Origin of the sequence: Tardiphaga sp. 862_B3_N4_1 (assembly GCF_051811085.1) — a bacterium.
GTDB lineage: Bacteria > Pseudomonadota > Alphaproteobacteria > Rhizobiales > Xanthobacteraceae > Tardiphaga > Tardiphaga robiniae.
This window is the reverse complement of sequence record NZ_JBPWQB010000002.1, coordinates 1,164,521-1,182,013: the sequence shown is the minus strand read 5'-3', so window position 1 is coordinate 1,182,013 and position 17,493 is coordinate 1,164,521. Positions and strand designations below refer to the sequence as shown.

General features: G+C 62.7%; 16 protein-coding genes. 12 read left to right on the top strand and 4 right to left on the bottom strand.

Annotation, left to right across the window (positions count from 1 at the left end):
* Positions 1 to 11 precede the first annotated feature (11 nt).
* From htpG to AB8B02_RS22800, 3 genes are all read left to right on the top strand, one after another.
* Complete coding sequence (gene htpG / locus AB8B02_RS22810; protein ID WP_439065243.1) at positions 12 to 1,883, top strand: molecular chaperone HtpG; 1,872 nt, start codon at positions 12 to 14, stop codon at positions 1,881 to 1,883.
* Positions 1,884 to 1,946: 63 nt separating this feature from the next.
* Entirely contained in the window at positions 1,947 to 2,171 is a 225-nt protein-coding gene (locus tag AB8B02_RS22805) for a hypothetical protein (RefSeq protein ID WP_439065242.1), read from the top strand.
* A 151-nt stretch (positions 2,172 to 2,322) separates the two neighbouring features.
* Entirely contained in the window at positions 2,323 to 3,516 is a 1,194-nt protein-coding gene (locus AB8B02_RS22800) for an ABC transporter substrate-binding protein (protein ID WP_089267812.1), read from the top strand.
* A 52-nt stretch (positions 3,517 to 3,568) separates the two neighbouring features.
* Here AB8B02_RS22800 and AB8B02_RS22795 read toward each other — a convergent pair whose 3' ends face one another.
* The 4 genes from AB8B02_RS22795 to AB8B02_RS22780 all read right to left on the bottom strand — a co-directional run bounded on the left by AB8B02_RS22795 (position 3,569) and on the right by AB8B02_RS22780 (position 9,033).
* Positions 3,569 to 4,654 carry a lipocalin-like domain-containing protein gene (locus AB8B02_RS22795; RefSeq protein ID WP_439065241.1) on the bottom strand — a complete coding sequence of 362 codons (1,086 nt, stop codon included), beginning with the start codon at positions 4,652 to 4,654 and terminating at the stop codon, positions 3,569 to 3,571.
* Positions 4,644 to 7,106, bottom strand: coding sequence for an FtsX-like permease family protein (locus tag AB8B02_RS22790; protein WP_439065240.1), 2,463 nt, complete (start codon positions 7,104 to 7,106; stop codon positions 4,644 to 4,646). The genes AB8B02_RS22795 and AB8B02_RS22790 overlap by 11 nt, the downstream gene beginning before the upstream one ends.
* A complete protein-coding gene (locus AB8B02_RS22785) occupies positions 7,103 to 7,756 on the bottom strand; it encodes an ABC transporter ATP-binding protein (protein ID WP_439065239.1) in 654 nt (217 codons plus the stop codon). Before AB8B02_RS22785 ends, AB8B02_RS22790 begins: the two co-directional genes overlap by 4 nt.
* A 62-nt stretch (positions 7,757 to 7,818) precedes the next feature.
* Positions 7,819 to 9,033, bottom strand: coding sequence for an MFS transporter (locus tag AB8B02_RS22780; protein ID WP_439065238.1), 1,215 nt, complete (start codon positions 9,031 to 9,033; stop codon positions 7,819 to 7,821).
* A gap of 175 nt (positions 9,034 to 9,208) precedes the next feature.
* Here AB8B02_RS22780 and AB8B02_RS22775 point away from each other — a divergent pair, with 175 nt between their 5' ends.
* From AB8B02_RS22775 to ccoS, 9 genes are all read left to right on the top strand, one after another.
* Entirely contained in the window at positions 9,209 to 10,462 is a 1,254-nt protein-coding gene (locus AB8B02_RS22775; protein WP_439065237.1) for a hypothetical protein, read from the top strand.
* Between the two features lie 329 nt (positions 10,463 to 10,791).
* The gene (locus AB8B02_RS22770) at positions 10,792 to 11,502 is read left to right on the top strand and encodes a Crp/Fnr family transcriptional regulator (RefSeq protein WP_175368130.1); all 711 of its coding nucleotides are present in this window, start codon (positions 10,792 to 10,794) and stop codon (positions 11,500 to 11,502) included.
* 134 nt (positions 11,503 to 11,636) lie between these two features.
* The gene (gene ccoN, locus AB8B02_RS22765; RefSeq protein WP_175368156.1) at positions 11,637 to 13,268 is read left to right on the top strand and encodes a cytochrome-c oxidase, cbb3-type subunit I; all 1,632 of its coding nucleotides are present in this window, start codon (positions 11,637 to 11,639) and stop codon (positions 13,266 to 13,268) included.
* A gap of 9 nt (positions 13,269 to 13,277) precedes the next feature.
* Positions 13,278 to 14,012 carry a cytochrome-c oxidase, cbb3-type subunit II gene (ccoO, locus tag AB8B02_RS22760; protein WP_439065236.1) on the top strand — a complete coding sequence of 245 codons (735 nt, stop codon included), beginning with the start codon at positions 13,278 to 13,280 and terminating at the stop codon, positions 14,010 to 14,012.
* Between the two features lie 12 nt (positions 14,013 to 14,024).
* A complete protein-coding gene (locus AB8B02_RS22755) occupies positions 14,025 to 14,189 on the top strand; it encodes a cbb3-type cytochrome oxidase subunit 3 (RefSeq protein ID WP_068729582.1) in 165 nt (54 codons plus the stop codon).
* Between the two features lie 7 nt (positions 14,190 to 14,196).
* The gene (gene ccoP / locus AB8B02_RS22750) at positions 14,197 to 15,072 is read left to right on the top strand and encodes a cytochrome-c oxidase, cbb3-type subunit III (protein ID WP_439065235.1); all 876 of its coding nucleotides are present in this window, start codon (positions 14,197 to 14,199) and stop codon (positions 15,070 to 15,072) included.
* 100 nt (positions 15,073 to 15,172) lie between these two features.
* Positions 15,173 to 16,621 carry a cytochrome c oxidase accessory protein CcoG gene (gene ccoG, locus AB8B02_RS22745; protein WP_439065234.1) on the top strand — a complete coding sequence of 483 codons (1,449 nt, stop codon included), beginning with the start codon at positions 15,173 to 15,175 and terminating at the stop codon, positions 16,619 to 16,621.
* Between the two features lie 11 nt (positions 16,622 to 16,632).
* The gene (locus tag AB8B02_RS22740) at positions 16,633 to 17,133 is read left to right on the top strand and encodes a FixH family protein (RefSeq protein WP_439065233.1); all 501 of its coding nucleotides are present in this window, start codon (positions 16,633 to 16,635) and stop codon (positions 17,131 to 17,133) included.
* An 8-nt stretch (positions 17,134 to 17,141) separates the two neighbouring features.
* On the top strand, positions 17,142 to 17,312 hold the full coding sequence (gene ccoS / locus AB8B02_RS22735; RefSeq protein WP_089267801.1) for a cbb3-type cytochrome oxidase assembly protein CcoS: 171 nt from the start codon (positions 17,142 to 17,144) through the stop codon (positions 17,310 to 17,312).
* Positions 17,313 to 17,493 lie beyond the last annotated feature (181 nt).

Below are 17,493 nucleotides of genomic sequence, written 5' to 3'. Positions count from 1 at the left end.
GGGCACTTTTCATGACGACCACTGACACCGCTGCACCCGTTTCCCAGCCGTTCCAGGCCGAAGTCGCCGAATTGCTGAACCTGATGGTTCACTCGGTCTATTCCGAGACCGATATCTTCCTGCGTGAACTGGTCTCCAACGCGTCCGACGCCTGCGACAAGCTGCGCTATGAGGCGATCGCCAATCCGCAGCTGATCCCCGACGGCCAGTCGCCCAACATCACCATCATTCCGGACAAGGCGGTCGGTACGCTGTCGATCGTCGATACCGGCATCGGCATGGATCGCCAGGAGCTGATCGACAATCTCGGCACCATTGCGCGCTCCGGGACCAAGTCATTCCTGTCGCGGCTCACCGAAGCCAAGGACGGCTCCAACCTGATCGGCCAGTTCGGCGTCGGTTTCTATGCAGCTTTCATGGTTGCTGAGAAGATTGTGGTCACCAGCCATCGCGCCGGCACCCACGACGCCTTCACCTGGACCTCGACTGGCGGCGCCGGTTTCGAGATCGGCCAGGTCGGTGACGGCATGAGCGTGCCGACCGGCACCTCCATTGTGCTGCATCTGAAAGAAGACGCGAAGAAATATCTCGAAACTTACGAGATCGAGCGCATTGTCGGCGCCTATTCGGACAACATCCAGTTTCCGATCATGCTCAAGGACGGCGATGCCGAGCCGCGCCAGATCAATTCGGCCAGCGCGCTGTGGCAGCGCTCCAAGTCCGAACTGACGCCGGAGGATTACAGCGCGGCTTACAAGTCTATCGCGCATGCCTATGACGAACCGGCGATGACGCTGCATTACCGTGCCGAGGGCCGCTATTCCTATGCGGTGCTGCTGTTCGCGCCATCGCAGAAGCCCTTCGACCTGTTTGAGCCGAACCGCAAGGGCCATGTGAAGCTCTATGTGCGTCGCGTCTTCATCACCAACGATGCGGACCTGTTGCCGTCCTATCTGCGTTTCATCCGCGGCGTCATCGATGCCGAGGATCTGCCGCTGAACCTCTCCCGGGAGATGTTGCAGAACAATCCGCAGCTCGCGCAAATCAGGAAGGCCGTGGCGACCCGCGTGATCGGCGAGCTGGAGACGCTGAGCGAGAAGGATGCCGAGACCTTCACCAAGATCTGGGACGCCTTCGGCCCGGTGATCAAGGAAGGCATCTATGAGGATTTCGAGCGCCGCGAGAAGCTGCTGGCGCTGTCGCGCTTCACGACGACCACGGGCGAGAAGCGTTCGCTGAAGGACTATGTCGCCGACCTGAAGCCGAACCAGACCGAGATCTATTATCTTGCCGGCGACAGCCTCGATCGCCTGAAGTCGAATCCGAAGCTGGAAGCCGCCAAGTCGCGTGGCATCGAAGTACTGCTGCTGACCGACGCTGTCGATGCGTTCTGGTCGTCGGCGCCGCTCGATTTCGACGGCAAGCCGCTGAAGTCGCTGAGCCAGGGCGAGGTCAATCTCGATCTGATTCCGCGCATTGATGAAGACGCGACCAAGGACGAGCCGAAGACCGAGACCGATGAGGCGGCGACCATTGCCGTCATCAAGGAAGCGCTCGGCGATCGCGTCTCCGACGTGAAGGTCTCGACGCGTCTGATCACGTCGGCGTCGTGTCTCGTCGCCGGCGGCGCCGGTCCGGATCGCGAGCTCGAGCGCATGCTGGCGATGCAGAATCGCGGCAGCGTCACCAAGCCGATCCTCGAGATCAATCTGCGTCATCCGCTGGTGGCGAAGATCGCCGGTGCCGACAAGGCGGCGGGCGGCGAAGCGTCCGACATCGCGTTCCTGCTGCTCGAGCAGGCGCAGATCCTCGACGGCGAATTGCCAGAAGATCCGGCCGCGTTTGCGAGCCGTCTCAACCGGCTGGTGCTGCGCGGTTTGTGATCGCCGACCGTTCACGGCGCGGGGCATTTGTCCCCGCGCTTTTGATGCCAAGGAACTCCACCCATGAGCACTGTCTTCGAGAAACTCATCGCGAAATATGCCGAGCGCGGCGATTTCGAGCGCCTGCAGGGTTATCGGGACGATCGTCTGGCCATCCTGAAGAGCATTCAGGATGGGACATACGAGAAGATGCACCTGATCTCCGACACCGATCCTGTCTCGATGGTCACGGAGATCGAGCGGGAACTCGCCTGTATCGACGCCGCGTTGAAAAAGCGGATGCAGTGACCGCGCGCGTGCGTTGCAGCAATCGTCGTTGGGCGTAGTCTTGAACTAACGCAAAGCTGATCTGCACATTTCGGCTAAGTCGAAAGATTATCTGGTTCGTCCCGAGCTTCTCACATAGCGTGCGCCCAAATTGAAAACCTGGGAGGCATTGATGAAATTCGGACTGTTGTCGACGGCTGCGCTGTGCGGTCTTTTCCTGGCCGCGCCGGCCTCGGCGCAAGGCGTCAAGATCGGCATTCTCAACGATCAGTCCGGTGTCTATGCCGATTACGGCGGCAAATATTCGGTCGAAGCCGCCAAGATGGCGATCGAGGATTTCGGCGGCGAGGTGCTCGGCAAGAAGATCGAACTGGTCACCGCGGATCACCAGAACAAGCCTGACCTCGCCGTCTCGATCGCGCGGCGCTGGTATGACGTCGAAGGCGTCGACATGATCACTGAATTGACCACCTCGTCGGTGGCGCTCGCGGTGCAGGAACTGTCGAATCAGGAGAAGAAGATCGACATCGTGGTCGGCGCGGCCTCGTCGCGCGTCACCGGCGATGCCTGCACGCCCTATGGCTTCCACTGGTCGTTCGATACACGCGCCTTGGGTGTTGGCACCGGCGGCGCGCTGACCGAAGCTGGCGGCGACACCTGGTTCTTTCTCACGGCGGACTATGCCTTCGGCTATTCGCTGGAGAAGGACACCGGCGACATCGTGAAAGCAAAGGGCGGCAAGGTGCTCGGCGCCGTTCGCCATCCGCTGAACTCGTCGGACTTCTCGTCGTTCCTGCTGCAGGCTCAGGCGTCCAAGGCCAAGGTCATCGGCCTTGCCAATGCCGGTCTGGACACGACCAACGCCGTGAAGCAGGCGGCTGAATTCGGCATCGTCGCCGGCGGCCAGAAGCTCGCCGGCCTCCTGCTGACGCTGGCCGAAGTGAACGGCCTCGGGCTGCAGGCCGCGCAAGGCCTGGTGCTGACGGAATCTTTCTACTGGGATCGAGACGACAAATCGCGTGAGTTCGCCGATCGCTTCTTCAAGCGCACCCAGCGCATGCCGAACATGATCCAGGCCGGCACCTATTCGTCGACACTGTCCTACCTCAAGGCAGTCAAGGCGGCAGGCACCAAGGACTCCGAAGCTGTCGCGAAGAAGCTGAAGGAACTTCCGGTCGATGACGCCTTCGCCCAGGGCGGCAAAGTGCTCGCCAATGGCCGCATGGTGAAGGACCTCTATCTGTTCGAGGTCAAGAAGCCGTCGGAATCCAAGAAGCCATGGGATTACTACAAGCAGCTCGCCGTGGTGCCCGGCGACAAGGCCTATCCGACCGCGGCCGAGAGCGGCTGCCCGCTGACGAAGTAAGCTTCGCTTCCTTAACCTCTCCCCGCTTGCGGGGAGAGGTTAAGGAACAGCCTCAATATCCCGTCATCTCAAGATAGCCCACGCCGCTGTGGCTCCCGGTGAAGCTCACCGGCCCTTCCCAATATGGGAAGCTCGTCGTCATCCAGCTCCTGGTATTCAGCGGCGAGGTCGCGATCTGTAATCCGCGCGATGCGATCGATATCTTCCATGACGTCGGGATCCTGCGGCTGGCGATCTCCGTCATGACGGTCGGCGTCATATCTATAGCGCCTGGGGCAAGCTGTTCGGATTTTCCGTCGGCGGTAATCCAGTTGCCGGCAAAATAGTGCGCGCCGTCCTTCTGCCTGAGACGAAACAGCATCAGTTTCGCATTGTCAGGCAGATGCAGCGAGAACCAGTCCCAGCCGGTCTGGTCGGAAGCCAGCGGCTGGCTCGAATATTCCCTGTCCATCCAAGCGTGGCCGGTGACGGCGATCTCCTTGCCGTCGATGGCCAGCACGCCGGCCGCCGTGAAATACGGCTGGCTGTAGTAATACGATGCCTGGCCGCGTTCGGATTTGCGGCTGAAACCATTTTCGCCCTGCAGCACGAGTGGCTGCCTTGCATCGAGCCGTAGCCGGTAGTTGAAATCCGCTGACGATGCCGACACGTCGAGTGGCGCAACTGACCTGTCGTCGAAGTTCTCAAGCCCGCGCATTTCCCACGCATCGATCCATGCACGGAACGGTGTCGTCGTGACACCGGCCTGACCGACGCCACCGCGGGCAAAACTCTCGGCTGTATGATGCGCGGTTGCCGATGTCACCGCCGCATGGCCCATCCAGATCTGCGGCGTTGCCCAGCCGTCGCCTTGCGCGCCCGCCGCCATCGCCTGACGAAACAGCGTCCACTGCGCGCCATAGGCATTGCCCGATGCGTCCGTGAGATTAGCGGTGAGGTACCACCATTCGATGCGATAATCCGGATGCGGGCCGTGATCGGCCGGAAAAGCGAGAGGACGCCCCGGAACGACAGCCGCAAAACCTTCGGCGTCTCGGCCGAGGCCGGCAAAGCCCTGGGCGAATGTGCGTGAACCGCCGAGCCCGAGCAGCGCGATGCCGCCGATCAAACTGCGACGCGTGATGAGGCTAGCGCTCATTGGCGAACACTTTCACCAGTGTGGCCGGTTGCATGCGCAGCAGCTTCAGGATCGGTAGCAGAGCTGCGAGCAGCGAGGCCAACATGGCAACGCCGAGCAACTGGACCAGTTGCAGCGGAAACACATGGAACGGAAGTCGCCAGCCGAAGGCCTTCACATTGACGACGGCAATAAGACACCAGGCCACCAGCAGCCCGAGCGGCAGCGCCAGCAGTGAGGTAATCAAGGCAACAGACAGCGTCTTCAACAGCTCGATCCCGGCCAGCCGACGGCGCGTGATGCCGATGGCCCAGAGCGGCGCCAGTTGCGGCAGACGCGAATTGCTCAATGTGAGCAGGCTGGTGAGCAAGGCGACGCCTGCGACGCCGAGCGTGAAGGCATTGAGCGCTGCAGTCACCGCGAAAGTGCGGTTGAAGATTGCAAGCGATTCCGTTTTCACCGTTGTCTGGTCAGCCACGCTGCGGCCATCAAGGCCGAAGCGCGTGCGGATGGCGTCGATCAGCGCGGGCACGGCCGCGGGGGCCACGCGCAGGCCCATGCGGGTCTGCGAAATATCAGGGAAATGTTTGACCAGCGCATCGATGTTCACGCCGATCTGGCCTTTGGGATTGCCGTAATCCGCATACACGGCAACGATCTCCATCGGCCATGTGCCGGTCGGCGTCGGCACGTCCAGACGGTCGCCGAGTTTGAGCTTCATGCGCAGCGAGAGTTGTTCGCTGATGAGCGCGCCGTCGCCGGTGCGCACGCGATCCCATGCGTCGCTGGTAGAATCCAGCAGCGGCCATTGATCGCGATAGGTGGCGTGATCGGCGAAGCCGAGAAGCTCGATCGGCGCACCATTGAACTGCACGTCGGTGCGGCTGCCGGGCAGAACAGCCTGCACGTCGGGGCGCGTCTTCAGCCAGGTCTTGATCTCGCTCGCCTGCTTCTCGCTGGCCGCGTTCAGATAGATCTCGGACGCCAGCCGCCCGTCGAGCCAGCCCGTAAAGGTCCGGCTGAAACTCTCCACCATGGTGCCGACGCCGACATTGACGGCGAGCGCCAGCAGCAGCGCCATCAGCGCCAGCGACAGGCCGGAGAGTTGCAGCCGGCTGTCGGCCCAGAACCATGTGACGAGTGGCCGTCGCGTGCTGCGTTCACCGCCGGCAAGGACGATGCCGAGAATGACCGGCAATGCGAGCGCTGCGCCGAGCAGGAGTGCTGCTAGCACGAAAAAGCCAGCAATCAGGGAATCGCCAAGCCAGAGCGCGAGCCCGGCAGCGATGAACACAAGCAATGCGCCCGTGCCTTGTAGCCGTAGCCAGCGATGTTGTGCCTGTTGCCAGGCATAGGGCTGTGCGGTGGCGAGCAAGGGCAGGCGGACAGCTTTCAGCAAGCTCGATGTCGCCGCCAGCAGCGCGCCGATGATGGAAATAGCGAGACCAGCGAACCACCATTCCGGCTTCAGCGTGAGTTGCCCTGGGATCTGTGCGCCATAGAGCCCGCGCAGGCTGGCCGCAACGTCGGGCAGCAGCGATGCGGCGATGAAATAGCCGCAGACGAGACCGATGACGCCGGCGATCAGCGCGATGCTGACAAGCTCCAGCACCAGCACGCTGTTGAGCTGCCGCGCCGAGACGCCGCAGGCACGCAAGGTGCGCAGCATCGGCAGGCGCTGTTCGAAGCCGAGGCCGATGGCCGAATTGACGATGAACAGCCCGACGAAGAAGGACAGCAGGCCGAAGGCGGTGAGATTGAGATGGAAACTGTCGGTGAGACGTTCGAGGTCTGTCTCTGCATCCGGCTGCACCAGCCGCAACCGATCGCCGGCGACGCTGCCGAGCGATGCGCGGGGACCCTTGGCGCTGCCGATCAGCAGGCGCGACATCTGGTCTGGCATCTTCAGCAGTTTCTGAGCGATGCCGATATCGACCACCAGGACGCCGGGCGCGAGTTGCGGCTGCAGTTTCAGCGGCGGCAGCAGGGCTCCGTCATTGAGCGCAGGCGTCGCACCCTCAGTAAGGCCGAGGCTGGTCAGTGTTTCCTGCGCGACCAGCACCTGCCCGGGCGGTGTGAGAAAGGCCTGCGCGCCGGTCCTGCCGATCTCCGTCGCAGCGCTGGCTTCGACAGGCATGGTCACCGGCTCGATGCCCAGCAGGCGCACCGAGCGGCCACCGATTTGCACGCGGCCTTCGACGACGGGCGAGACCGGCCAGCCGGCGCGGCGGAGATCGACAAAGAGCTGTTGCGAAAACGCGCCGCCATTGGTTGCGACCAGCATTGGTGTACGTGTCCCGCCGAAGGCGGCAGCCGCACGGTCATAGCTGGTGCGCGCCTGCTGGTTGAGCGCCTGCACGCCACTCCACAATGCGGTAGCGGCGATCAGGCCGATCAGGAGCGTCGCGAACTGCATCGGATGCCGGCGCCAGTGGCTGAGCAGTACCGCGAGGATCCAGAGCGCGCGTGTCACGCGATCAGCCCGGCATGAAGATGGATGCGGCGATCCAGCGTGGCCGCGAGACGCTCGCTATGGGTCACCATCAGGAAACCGCAGCCGGTGCGGGCGACCAGATCGCGCGCCAGCCCCAAGACTTCGTCAGCCGTATCCTCGTCGAGATTGCCGGTGGGTTCATCGGCGAGCAGCAGCAGCGGCTTCGAGGCCAGCGCGCGGCCGATGGCGACGCGCTGTTGTTGACCGCCGGAGAGCTGTTCGGGATAGCGCTTGAGCAGCGCGCTGAGGCCGAGCCGTTCGGTGAGTTCGCTTTGCCAGGCTGCGTCGTGCTTGCCGGAGATGCGCGCCTGAAATGCCAGATTGTCGGCGACCGACAGCGACGGGATCAGGTTGAATTGCTGGAATACGAGGCCGAGCCGGTCGCGGCGCAGCGCGGCGCGCGCGGAATCGTGGAGGCCGGTGACGACGATGTCGCCAAGGGTGATAGCGCCGCCGTCGGCTTCATCGAGGCCGGCGATCAGATGCAGCAGCGTGCTCTTGCCGCTGCCGGATTCGCCGGTCAGCGCCACGCTCTCGCCTGCGGCAACGCTGAGATCGACACCGCGCAACACGGCGACCTGTTCCTGGGCTGAACGATAGGATTTGGTGAGATGACGAACCGTGAGCATGCGGCAGAGACTATAACAGAACCGCTCCCCGTCGTCCCCACGCAGGCGGGGACGACAACCCGTTACCGCTTGCGTTCCGATACCAGCGCCAGCAGTACCGTCGCCGCCATGAAGCAGGCGGAGGCGCCGAACACCCAATGCGGCAAGGCATGATCCATGAACCAGCCGAACAGGATGGGGCTGATGATGCCGCCGAAATTGAAGCCGGTGGAGACGATGCCGAAGGCGCGGCCGGCAGCGCCGGGAGGGGCGGCCTCGCGCACCAGCATGTCGCGCGACGGCGTCAGCACGCCGCCGAGGAAGCCCGCGGTGGTCATGGCTGCGACGATCACCGGCGTCGGCAGCGTGAACACCGCGATGGCGCAGATGATGGCGGCATTGATCGTGAAACACACGGCGGCGACGCGGCTGTAGTGTCTGGTCCGATCGGCCAGCCAGCCGCCGGCAAGCACGCCGACGGCACTGGCGGCGAGGAAAGCCGTGAGCGCGATATTCGCCGATGACAGCGACGTGCCGTAGCCATTCATCAGCGCGACGATGCCGAAGCTGTTGATGCCATTCTGCGACAGCGACAGCAGCGTGAAGAACAGCGTCAGCATCAGGATCGCCGGGGTCATCATGCTGACCTTGGGCGACTCGGCGCCCTTGGCGTCATCGCCATCAGCCATCGCGCCGGCATCGGGAATGCCGACCACGATCAGCATCAGTGCAATTGCCACGCCGATGGCGCCCGCGACGATCAGCGCGCCCTGGCCGCCGATACCGACCAGCAGTGCCGCCATCAGGGGAGGCGCGACTGCGCCGCCGACGAAGCCTGCGAATGTATGGATCGAAAATGCGCGACCCATCTTCGACTCGTCCATATGCGCAGCGAGGATGGCGTAGTCGGCCGGATGATAGACGCTGTTGGCGAGGCCGAGCAGCGCGGCGCAGACGATCAGCGCGGGATAGCTGAGCAACAGGCCGAGCGCGATCAGCGCGCAGCCGCCGAGCATGACGCCGAGGATCAGGATCTTGCGCGCGCCGATGCGGTCGACGAGATAGCCGATCGGCGCCTGAGTGAGGCCGGAGACGACAGCGAACGTTGTGAGGGCGAAGCCGAGTTCGATATAGCCGACGCCGAGCCGGTCCTTCAGGAACGGGAACAGCATTGGCAGTACGAAGATGTGGAAGTGGCTGACCCAATGCGCAGTGGAAATCGCCGTCAGCGTCCGCGTCGCCGAAGGGACGTGGTCACGCGACGCGAGATGCGAGGTCGAGGCCGGAATATCGACCATATGCGTTTCCACCCAAGGCGGCTGACGGCCGCTTTTTGCAGCCTCGAAAAGGTGCGCTATGCCTACGTTCTCAGCAGGTTAATGTCTATCAGCGCTGCGACATGCAGGTGTTGCGGCCCGTGCAGGGCAGCAGCGGGAAACGCGACCACGGCCCGGGAATGCGACATGATTGAGCATGATGACGAGCAGCCCGAATTTTAAGCCGCTGCGGATACTGCTGTCGGAAGGCACCAGCACCTCCGCGCGGGAGGCTGTCACCGTGCTCGGCCTCGCCGGCCATGTGGTAGATGTCTGCGATCCCGCCGCTGCCGGGCTGGCGCGGTTCTCGCAATTTGTCCGCATATATCACCGCTGCCCGGGAATGAGGGACGATCCCTCGGGCTTCCTGCGGTTCATCGAAGGCCTGCTGGCGACGGGCGACTATGACGTACTAATGCCAATCCACGAACAGGGCTTCCTGTTCGCGAAAGTGCAGGAGCGGCTGAGGCCGCTGGCCGGCCTGGCCTTGCCGTCCTTCGCGAGCTACCGGGCGGCGCATAGCAAGGCCGGTTTCAGCCGTATGCTGAGCGAGCTTGGATTGCCGCAACCCGAGACCCAGATCGTCGCCGGCGCTGATACGCTTCGTGCTGCAGTCCGTTTTCCCTGCGTCATCAAGACAGCGATCGGCACTGCGAGCCGTGGCGTCTGGATGGTGCGCAATGATGCTGACCTTGCGCTTGCAATGAAAGAGCTCGAGGCCAGCAAAGGCTTTGCCGGCGAAGTGCTGGTGCAGGCCCGTGTCAACGGCGCGACCGAGAAGGCGCAGGGCGTGTTCTGCCGCGGCGAACTGGTCGGCTTCCATGCCTATCGCCAGATCATGGAAGGCGCCGGCGGCGGCGATGCCATCAAGCGCAGCGTGCGGCGTGACCGCGTGCGCGACGATCTCGCCACCATCGGTAGGCATCTCGCCTGGCACGGCGCGCTGTCGATCGACTTCATCATGCCGGACGATGACGGCGGGCCATTCTATATCGACTGCAATCCGCGGCTGGTGGAGCCGATGGCGGCTTATCTGGCCGGCGTTGATCTGGTCGATCTGCTGCTGCGCATCTCGCTTGGCGAGACGCCGGATGTCGCACCGGCGACGCGCGAGGGCGTCGTCACGCATCAGGCCATGCAGGTGCTGCTCGGCGGTGCGCAGCGCGGCGGCGACAGGCGAGATCTGCTATGCATTTGCCGCGATATCTGGTGTCGCCGTGGCGACTATGCCGGCAGCTCCGAAGAGCTCACGCCGGTGCGCATCGACTGGCTCAGCGTAGTGCCGCTGATGATGACTGCGCTGTTGCTGCTGGTGTCGCCGAAGCTGTCGCATGTGCTGGCGAAACGCGGCTGGGGTGCGCATCTGCTCGATGCCGGGACGGTTGCGGCCATCGAAAGCGAGATGTTTTAGTTTCATCCGGCCGCGTTAGAGTTGAATAGTTGCGGCAGACGCGGCCGGCTCCCTCTCCCCGCTCTGCGCGGGGAGAGGGGTGGGGTGAGGGGCGTGGCACCTCAGCCACTGCCATCTCTGCTTCTTCGATTCGATAGGTCTTGTTAGGCGGCAACTGCAGTGCGCCGCCCCTCACCCGGATCACGCGCGATGCGCGCGACCGGACCTCTCCCCGCGCAAGATGCGGGGAGAGGTAAGAGGCGATTGATGTGTATCAATGTGTGCCGCGCTGATCCGGTTATCCAAAAGTGCCCCGCACTTCCGCGAGGCCAACGAAACCCGGGGAGCGCATGACAAAGCTGATGGCTGCATCGTCGTTCGCTGCGCCTTGTGCGAATGCGGCTGCGCAGCCGGGCGGCTTCCTGTCTCATCTGGGCGCCGCCGATCTGCGTCAGTTGATGGCCCTGGGCGAGCGGGTGCCCTACACTTCGCAGGATGTCCTGTTCACGCAGGGAGCGCCGGCCGGCAAGTGCTTGAGCGTGGTCGAGGGTGTGGTCGGTATCTACAGGACCGAATGCGATAATCGTCGCCAGATCACAAGTTTTGCGCTGCCGGGCGACATCCTCGAGATCGCAACGCAGGGGCATCATGAAGTGTCCGCCGCTGCAATCGGTCCTGCAGTGGTCTGGGAAATCCCGCGTGAGAAATTCGCGCAATTCGCCAGTCACCGGCCCTATGTGTTGAACGAGATCGTCGCGCTGATGGCGGCCGAGATCGCCGATGCACATGACAAGATGTTCTCGCTGGGCCGCCGCGTGGCTGAAGAGAAACTGATTGTGTTTCTGACATGCTGGCGTGATCGGCTGGTACGGCTCGGCCGCGCTGTCGATCCGCTTCCGGTGCCGATGAGCCGACGCGATATCGCCGATCATCTCGGCCTCACCGTCGAGACCGTCTGCCGGACGCTGGCCAAGCTCGAACGCCGCGGCGCGATCGAGATTCTGCCGGGCCGGATCCGGCTGCTGGACACCGAAACCGTCGCGGCTTCCGTTCTCGCCTGACGACTCGCGCAGCGAGCAAGCGAGCTTTCCCCGAACTTTGATTTCAATCAATTCACTGAGCGCACCGCCGTGATTGATGGGTGCGTGCTCGGGAAAGAATCATCATGACGAAACAGACTGACAGCGTGAAGTGGATGACGATCGGCGAGTCCGGTCTGACCGTGATCCTCGCGGCCACCGTATTTCTCTCCATCATCGCAGCGGCCAAGGCGGAAGATGCGGCCTATGCCTTTCACGTGACGCTGGCCGGCTTCGCCAGCCTGGCCTCCGTGTTCGTCATCCTCAATCGCTATTTCGAGCGCGGCGCATTGCCACCGCAGGAGATCGACGGGCGGCCGAATTACAATTTCGGGCCGATCAAGTTTGCCGCTGTGGCCTCGGTATTCTGGGGCATCGCCGGCTTCACGGTGGGTCTTCTGATCGCCATGCAGTTGGCGTGGCCGGACCTGAACTTCAATCTGCCCTGGACGAGCTTCGGCCGGCTGCGGCCGTTGCATACGTCGGCGGTGGTGTTCGCCTTCGGCGGCAACGTGCTGATCGCGACGTCCTTCTTCGTGGTGCAGAAGACCTGCCGCACGCGGCTCGCCGGCGATCTCGCGCCATGGTTCGTGGTGCTGGGCTACAACTTCTTCATCGTCATTGCCGGCACCGGCTATCTGCTCGGCGTCACGCAATCCAAGGAATACGCCGAACCGGAATGGTATGCCGATCTCTGGCTGACCATCGTCTGGGTGACTTATCTGCTGGTGTTCCTGATGACGCTCGTGAAGCGCAAGGAACCGCATATCTTCGTCGCCAACTGGTTCTATCTCGCCTTCATTATCACCATCGCGGTGCTGCATCTCGGCAATAACCCGGCGCTGCCCGTCTCGGTCTTCGGCTCCAAGTCCTATGTCGCCTGGGCCGGCGTGCAGGATGCCATGTTCCAGTGGTGGTACGGCCACAACGCGGTAGGCTTCTTCCTCACCGCCGGCTTCCTCGCTATCATGTATTACTTCATTCCGAAGCGCGCCGAGCGGCCGGTCTATTCCTATCGGCTGTCGATCGTGCACTTCTGGGCGATCATCTTCCTCTATATCTGGGCCGGTCCGCATCACCTGCATTATTCGGCGCTGCCCGACTGGACGCAGACGCTCGGCATGACCTTCTCGATCATGCTGTGGATGCCCTCCTGGGGCGGCATGATCAACGGCCTTATGACGCTGTCCGGCGCATGGGACAAGCTGCGCACCGATCCAGTGCTGCGCATGCTGGTGGTGTCGGTGGCGTTCTACGGCATGGCGACCTTCGAGGGTCCGCTGATGTCCATCAAGGTGGTCAATTCGCTCAGCCACTATACCGACTGGACCATCGGTCACGTGCATTCCGGCGCGCTCGGCTGGGTCGGCTTCGTCTCCTTTGGCGCGCTGTACTGCCTGGTGCCGTGGCTGTGGAATCGCAAGCAGCTCTACAGCCTGAAGCTGGTCGAGTGGCACTTCTGGATCGCGACGCTCGGCATCGTTCTCTACATCTCGGCGATGTGGGTGTCGGGCATCCTGCAGGGGCTGATGTGGCGTGCCTACACGTCGCTGGGCTTCCTCGAATATTCCTTCATCGAAAGCGTCGAAGCGATGCACCCGTTCTACATCATCCGTGCAGCGGGCGGCGGGCTGTTCCTGATCGGTGCGCTGATCATGGCCTGGAATTTGTGGATGACCGTGCGCGTCGGCGAAGCGGAAGAGGGCGCGCTGTCGAGCCCTGGCGCCACGTTGCAGCCGGCTGAGTGAGGATCAATCATGTCGTTCTGGAGTCGGCACCAAATCTTCGAGAAGAACTCGATCGTCTTGATCGTGGGTATCATCCTCGTCATCGCCATCGGTGGCATCGTCGAGATTGCGCCTATGTTCTATCTCAAGAGCACCATCGAAGCCGTCGAGGGCATGCGGCCCTATACACCGCTCGAACTCGCCGGGCGCAACGTCTATGTCCGTGAGGGCTGCTATCTCTGTCATTCGCAGATGGTGCGGCCGCTGCGTGACGAGGTCGAACGCTATGGGCACTATTCGCTCGCGGCGGAGAGCATGTATGACCATCCGTTCCAGTGGGGCTCGAAGCGCACCGGTCCGGATCTCGCGCGTGTCGGCGCGAAATATTCCGATGAATGGCACGTCACGCATCTGAGCAATCCGCGCGCCATCGTGCCGCAATCGGTGATGCCGTCCTACAAGTTCCTGGCCGAGACGCCTGTCAGCACCGAGAACGTCGCCGATCATCTGCGCACCAACCGCGCGGTGGGTGTGCCCTATACGGACGATCAGATCACCAATGCGGTGGCGGACCTGAAGATCCAGGCCGATCCCGACAATGGCGATACCGACGCGCTGCTCAAGCGCTATCCGAAATCGGTGGCACGTAACTTCGATGGCAAGCCGGGGCTGCCCACCGAGATGGACGCACTGGTCGCCTATCTGCAGATGCTGGGCACGCTGGTCGATTTCAAACTCTACAACGAAAAAGCAAACCTCCGCTGAGGAGATGGAAGCATGCGCGCAATCCTGACCGTCGAGAACTTCGCGTCGAACCTCGTCCTCACATTCTGGACGCCGGTCTTTGTCGGAATCTTCATCGCAATTCTGACCTACGCATTGTGGCCCCGCAACAAGGCGATGTTTGACGCAGCTGCGCGTCAGCCGTTGCGAGAGGATTGATCAGATCATGAGCGATCACGAAGGCGAATTCGACAAGGCCACCGGCAAGACCACCACAGGTCACTCCTGGGATGGTATCAAGGAACTCAACACGCCACTGCCGCGCTGGTGGGTGATGACCTTCTATCTCACCATCGTGTGGGCGATCGGCTATTGGGTCGTGTATCCGTCATGGCCGCTGGTGCAGAGCTACGCGACGGGCGTCATAGGCTATTCGTCACGCGCGGATGTCGCCGTCGATCTCGCCAATCTTGAGAAGATCCGCGGAGGCAAGATGGCGGCGCTCGGCGCTGCACCGCTCGCGGAAATCGAGAAGGATCCGGCTCTGCTGGCGCTGGGGCGCGCCAGAGGCCGTGTGGTGTTCGGTGACAATTGCGCGCCGTGTCACGGCACTGGTGCGACCGGTGCCAAGGGCTTCCCCAATCTGAACGATGACGACTGGCTGTGGGGCGGCACACTGGAGCAGATCGAGAAGACCATCCAGTTCGGCGCGCGTTCCGCCCATGCGGAATCGCATGAAGGATCGATGCTGGCTTTCGGTCGTGACGGTATGTTGAAGAAGCCGGAGATCGAGACGGTTGCGAACTACGTGCGCTCACTGTCCGGATTGCCGACGGCCAAGGGTTACGACGCCAACGTCGGCCAGAAGCTGTTCGCCGACAACTGCGCCTCGTGTCACGGCGACGCCGGCAAGGGAAATCCCGACATGGGGGCGCCGAACCTGACCGATAATATCTGGCTTTACGGTTCGGACGAAGCGACTATCGTCGAGACCATCACCAATGGCCGCAACGGCGTGATGCCGGCCTGGATTGGCCGTCTCGATCCGGCGACCATCAAGGCACTGACGATCTATGTCCATTCGCTGGGGGGTGGACAATAAGTCATAGCGCGCGCGGCCAATCCCGCGCGTGCCTTTGACGTACATCAATTGCATCGCACCGGCGAAGTCTAGGGTCATTCCAAAGACGAGAGTGACCTCCATGAACAAGCCCGTTGCACCCGAGGAATTCGACTACGGCCCGCTCTATGCGGAGCAGAAGAAGGTCTATCCGCAGAAGGTCTCCGGCAGGTATCGCAACGTCAAATGGGCGCTGATGGCGGTCTGCCTTGGCATCTATTATCTGCTGCCCTTCGTGCGTTGGAACCGCGGTCCCGGTGCTCCCGATCAGGCGGTGCTGGTCGACCTGCCGAACAGTCGCTTCTATTTCTTTTTCATCGAGCTGTGGCCGCAGGAAGTTTATTTCTTCACCGGCCTACTGATCCTTGCGGCCCTCACGCTGTTCCTGATGAACGCCGTCGGTGGTCGCGTCTGGTGCGGCTATCTCTGTCCGCAGACTGTCTGGACCGACCTGTTTTTTGCCGTCGAGCGTTTGATCGAAGGCGACCGCCGTGAGCGGATGAAGAAGGAGGCCGAAGGGCTCACGCTGCAGCGTGTCGTCGAACTGACGATGAAGCATTCGATCTGGCTGTTGATCGCATGGTGGACCGGCGGCGCCTGGGTGCTCTATTTCAACGATGCGCCCACGCTGGTGAGGGAACTCGTGACGTTCCAGGCGCCGGCGCTGGCCTATATCTGGATCGCGATCCTGACGGCGACAACCTACACCCTGGCGGGCTGGATGCGCGAGCAGGTCTGTCTCTATATGTGCCCGTGGCCTCGCATCCAGGCGGCCCTTACCGACGAATGGGCGCTCAACGTCACCTACAAGACCGATCGCGGTGAGCAGCGGACCTCGTTGAAGAAGGCGGCCGAGCTGCGCGCGCTCGGCCAACCCGCAGGCGACTGCATCGATTGCTATCAATGCGTCAACGTCTGCCCGGTCGGCATCGATATCCGCAATGGCTTGCAGATGGATTGCATCCAGTGCGGGTTGTGTATCGACGCCTGCGACGGCGTGATGAGCAAGATCGGCCGGCCGACCCGGCTGATCGGCTACGACACCGACCTCAACATTGCCAGGCGCAAGGCGGGCAAGCCGGAGATTTATCGTATTATCCGGCCGCGTACGGTGGCCTATGTCGGCATGATTGTCGCTGTCGGTGCGGTGATGCTCTACGCGCTGCTGAACCGTTCGCTGCTCGACATCAACGTGCTGCACGATCGCAATCCGGTCGCTGTGCGCCTGAGCGACGGTTCGATCCGCAATGCCTATACGGTGCGCCTCTTAAACAAGCGCGGCGCCGGCCGCGTGGTCACGCTCGACGTCAACGGGCTGGCAAATGCCACGGTGCACGTGGTGGGCATGGATGCCGCGTCTACGGGTCGGCCGGAGATTGTGCTGGGCCGCGACCAGACCACCGAGCTGCGCGTACTGGTGACGGCGCCCGCGGCAATCAATTCCGAGAAGTCGCTCCCGCTCGTGATGCGTGTCACCGATGCCGCCCATGATGACATGGCGTCGGCGACCGATCATTTCGTTGCACCGTGAAGGAGAACAGCATGAGCGCCGCCGTTGCCGCACCTCGTCCGATCACCGGCCGGTTTGTCCTGATCTGCCTGGTTTTGTTTTTCGGCATGATCATCGGCGTCAATGTCGTCATGATGAAATTCGCGCTGGAGACGCTGCCGGGTGTCGAAGTGGATAGTCCCTATACAGCGAGCCTCGCTTACGGCAACGAGATCGAGGCCGCGCGTGGCCAGAGCAGTCGCGGCTGGAAGGTCAGCGCGCATGTCGAGCGCGATGCTGCAGGTGATGCCGCGGTCCGTGTCGAAGCGCGCGATCGTCACGGCAATCCGATCACGGGGCTGAGTTTCACCGGGCGGCTGGAGCGGCCGGCCGATCGTCGCGCGGACCGGCCGGTTGAGCTGATCGGGGCCGGGGGCGTGGTCCATCGCGGCAAGGTCGCCGAACTTGCGCCGGGACTGTGGGATCTGGTGCTTGAAGGCGAGGCCGGCGGACAGCGCATGTTCCTGTCGAAGAACCGCCTCGTGCTGAAATAGGTCCAACCATGCAGTCCCTCGTCGTCCTCGTGCCGCTGGCGCTCGCGCTTGGGTTGCTCGGCCTCTGGGCCTTCATGTGGTCGCTGAAAAGCGGACAGTATGAGGATCTGGAAGGTGCGGGATGGCGCGCGATTCTCGATGAGGATCCGCCGGCGAAGAAGCCTGGCGATCCCCTCTGAGGCGGCTCTTTCCGTTCAATCCATCACCGCCACAACTTGTGGCCATATTTTTCCAACCGCCATGCCTTTGCCGCGCGTTGCCTCTGCAGCGCGCGTGCTGGCGTCTGCTGTGCACCGGGCGCATAATGGCGGGAACGGATTTTGCACGTGTTCGGCCGGATAAGATCGGCGTAGGGCGCCG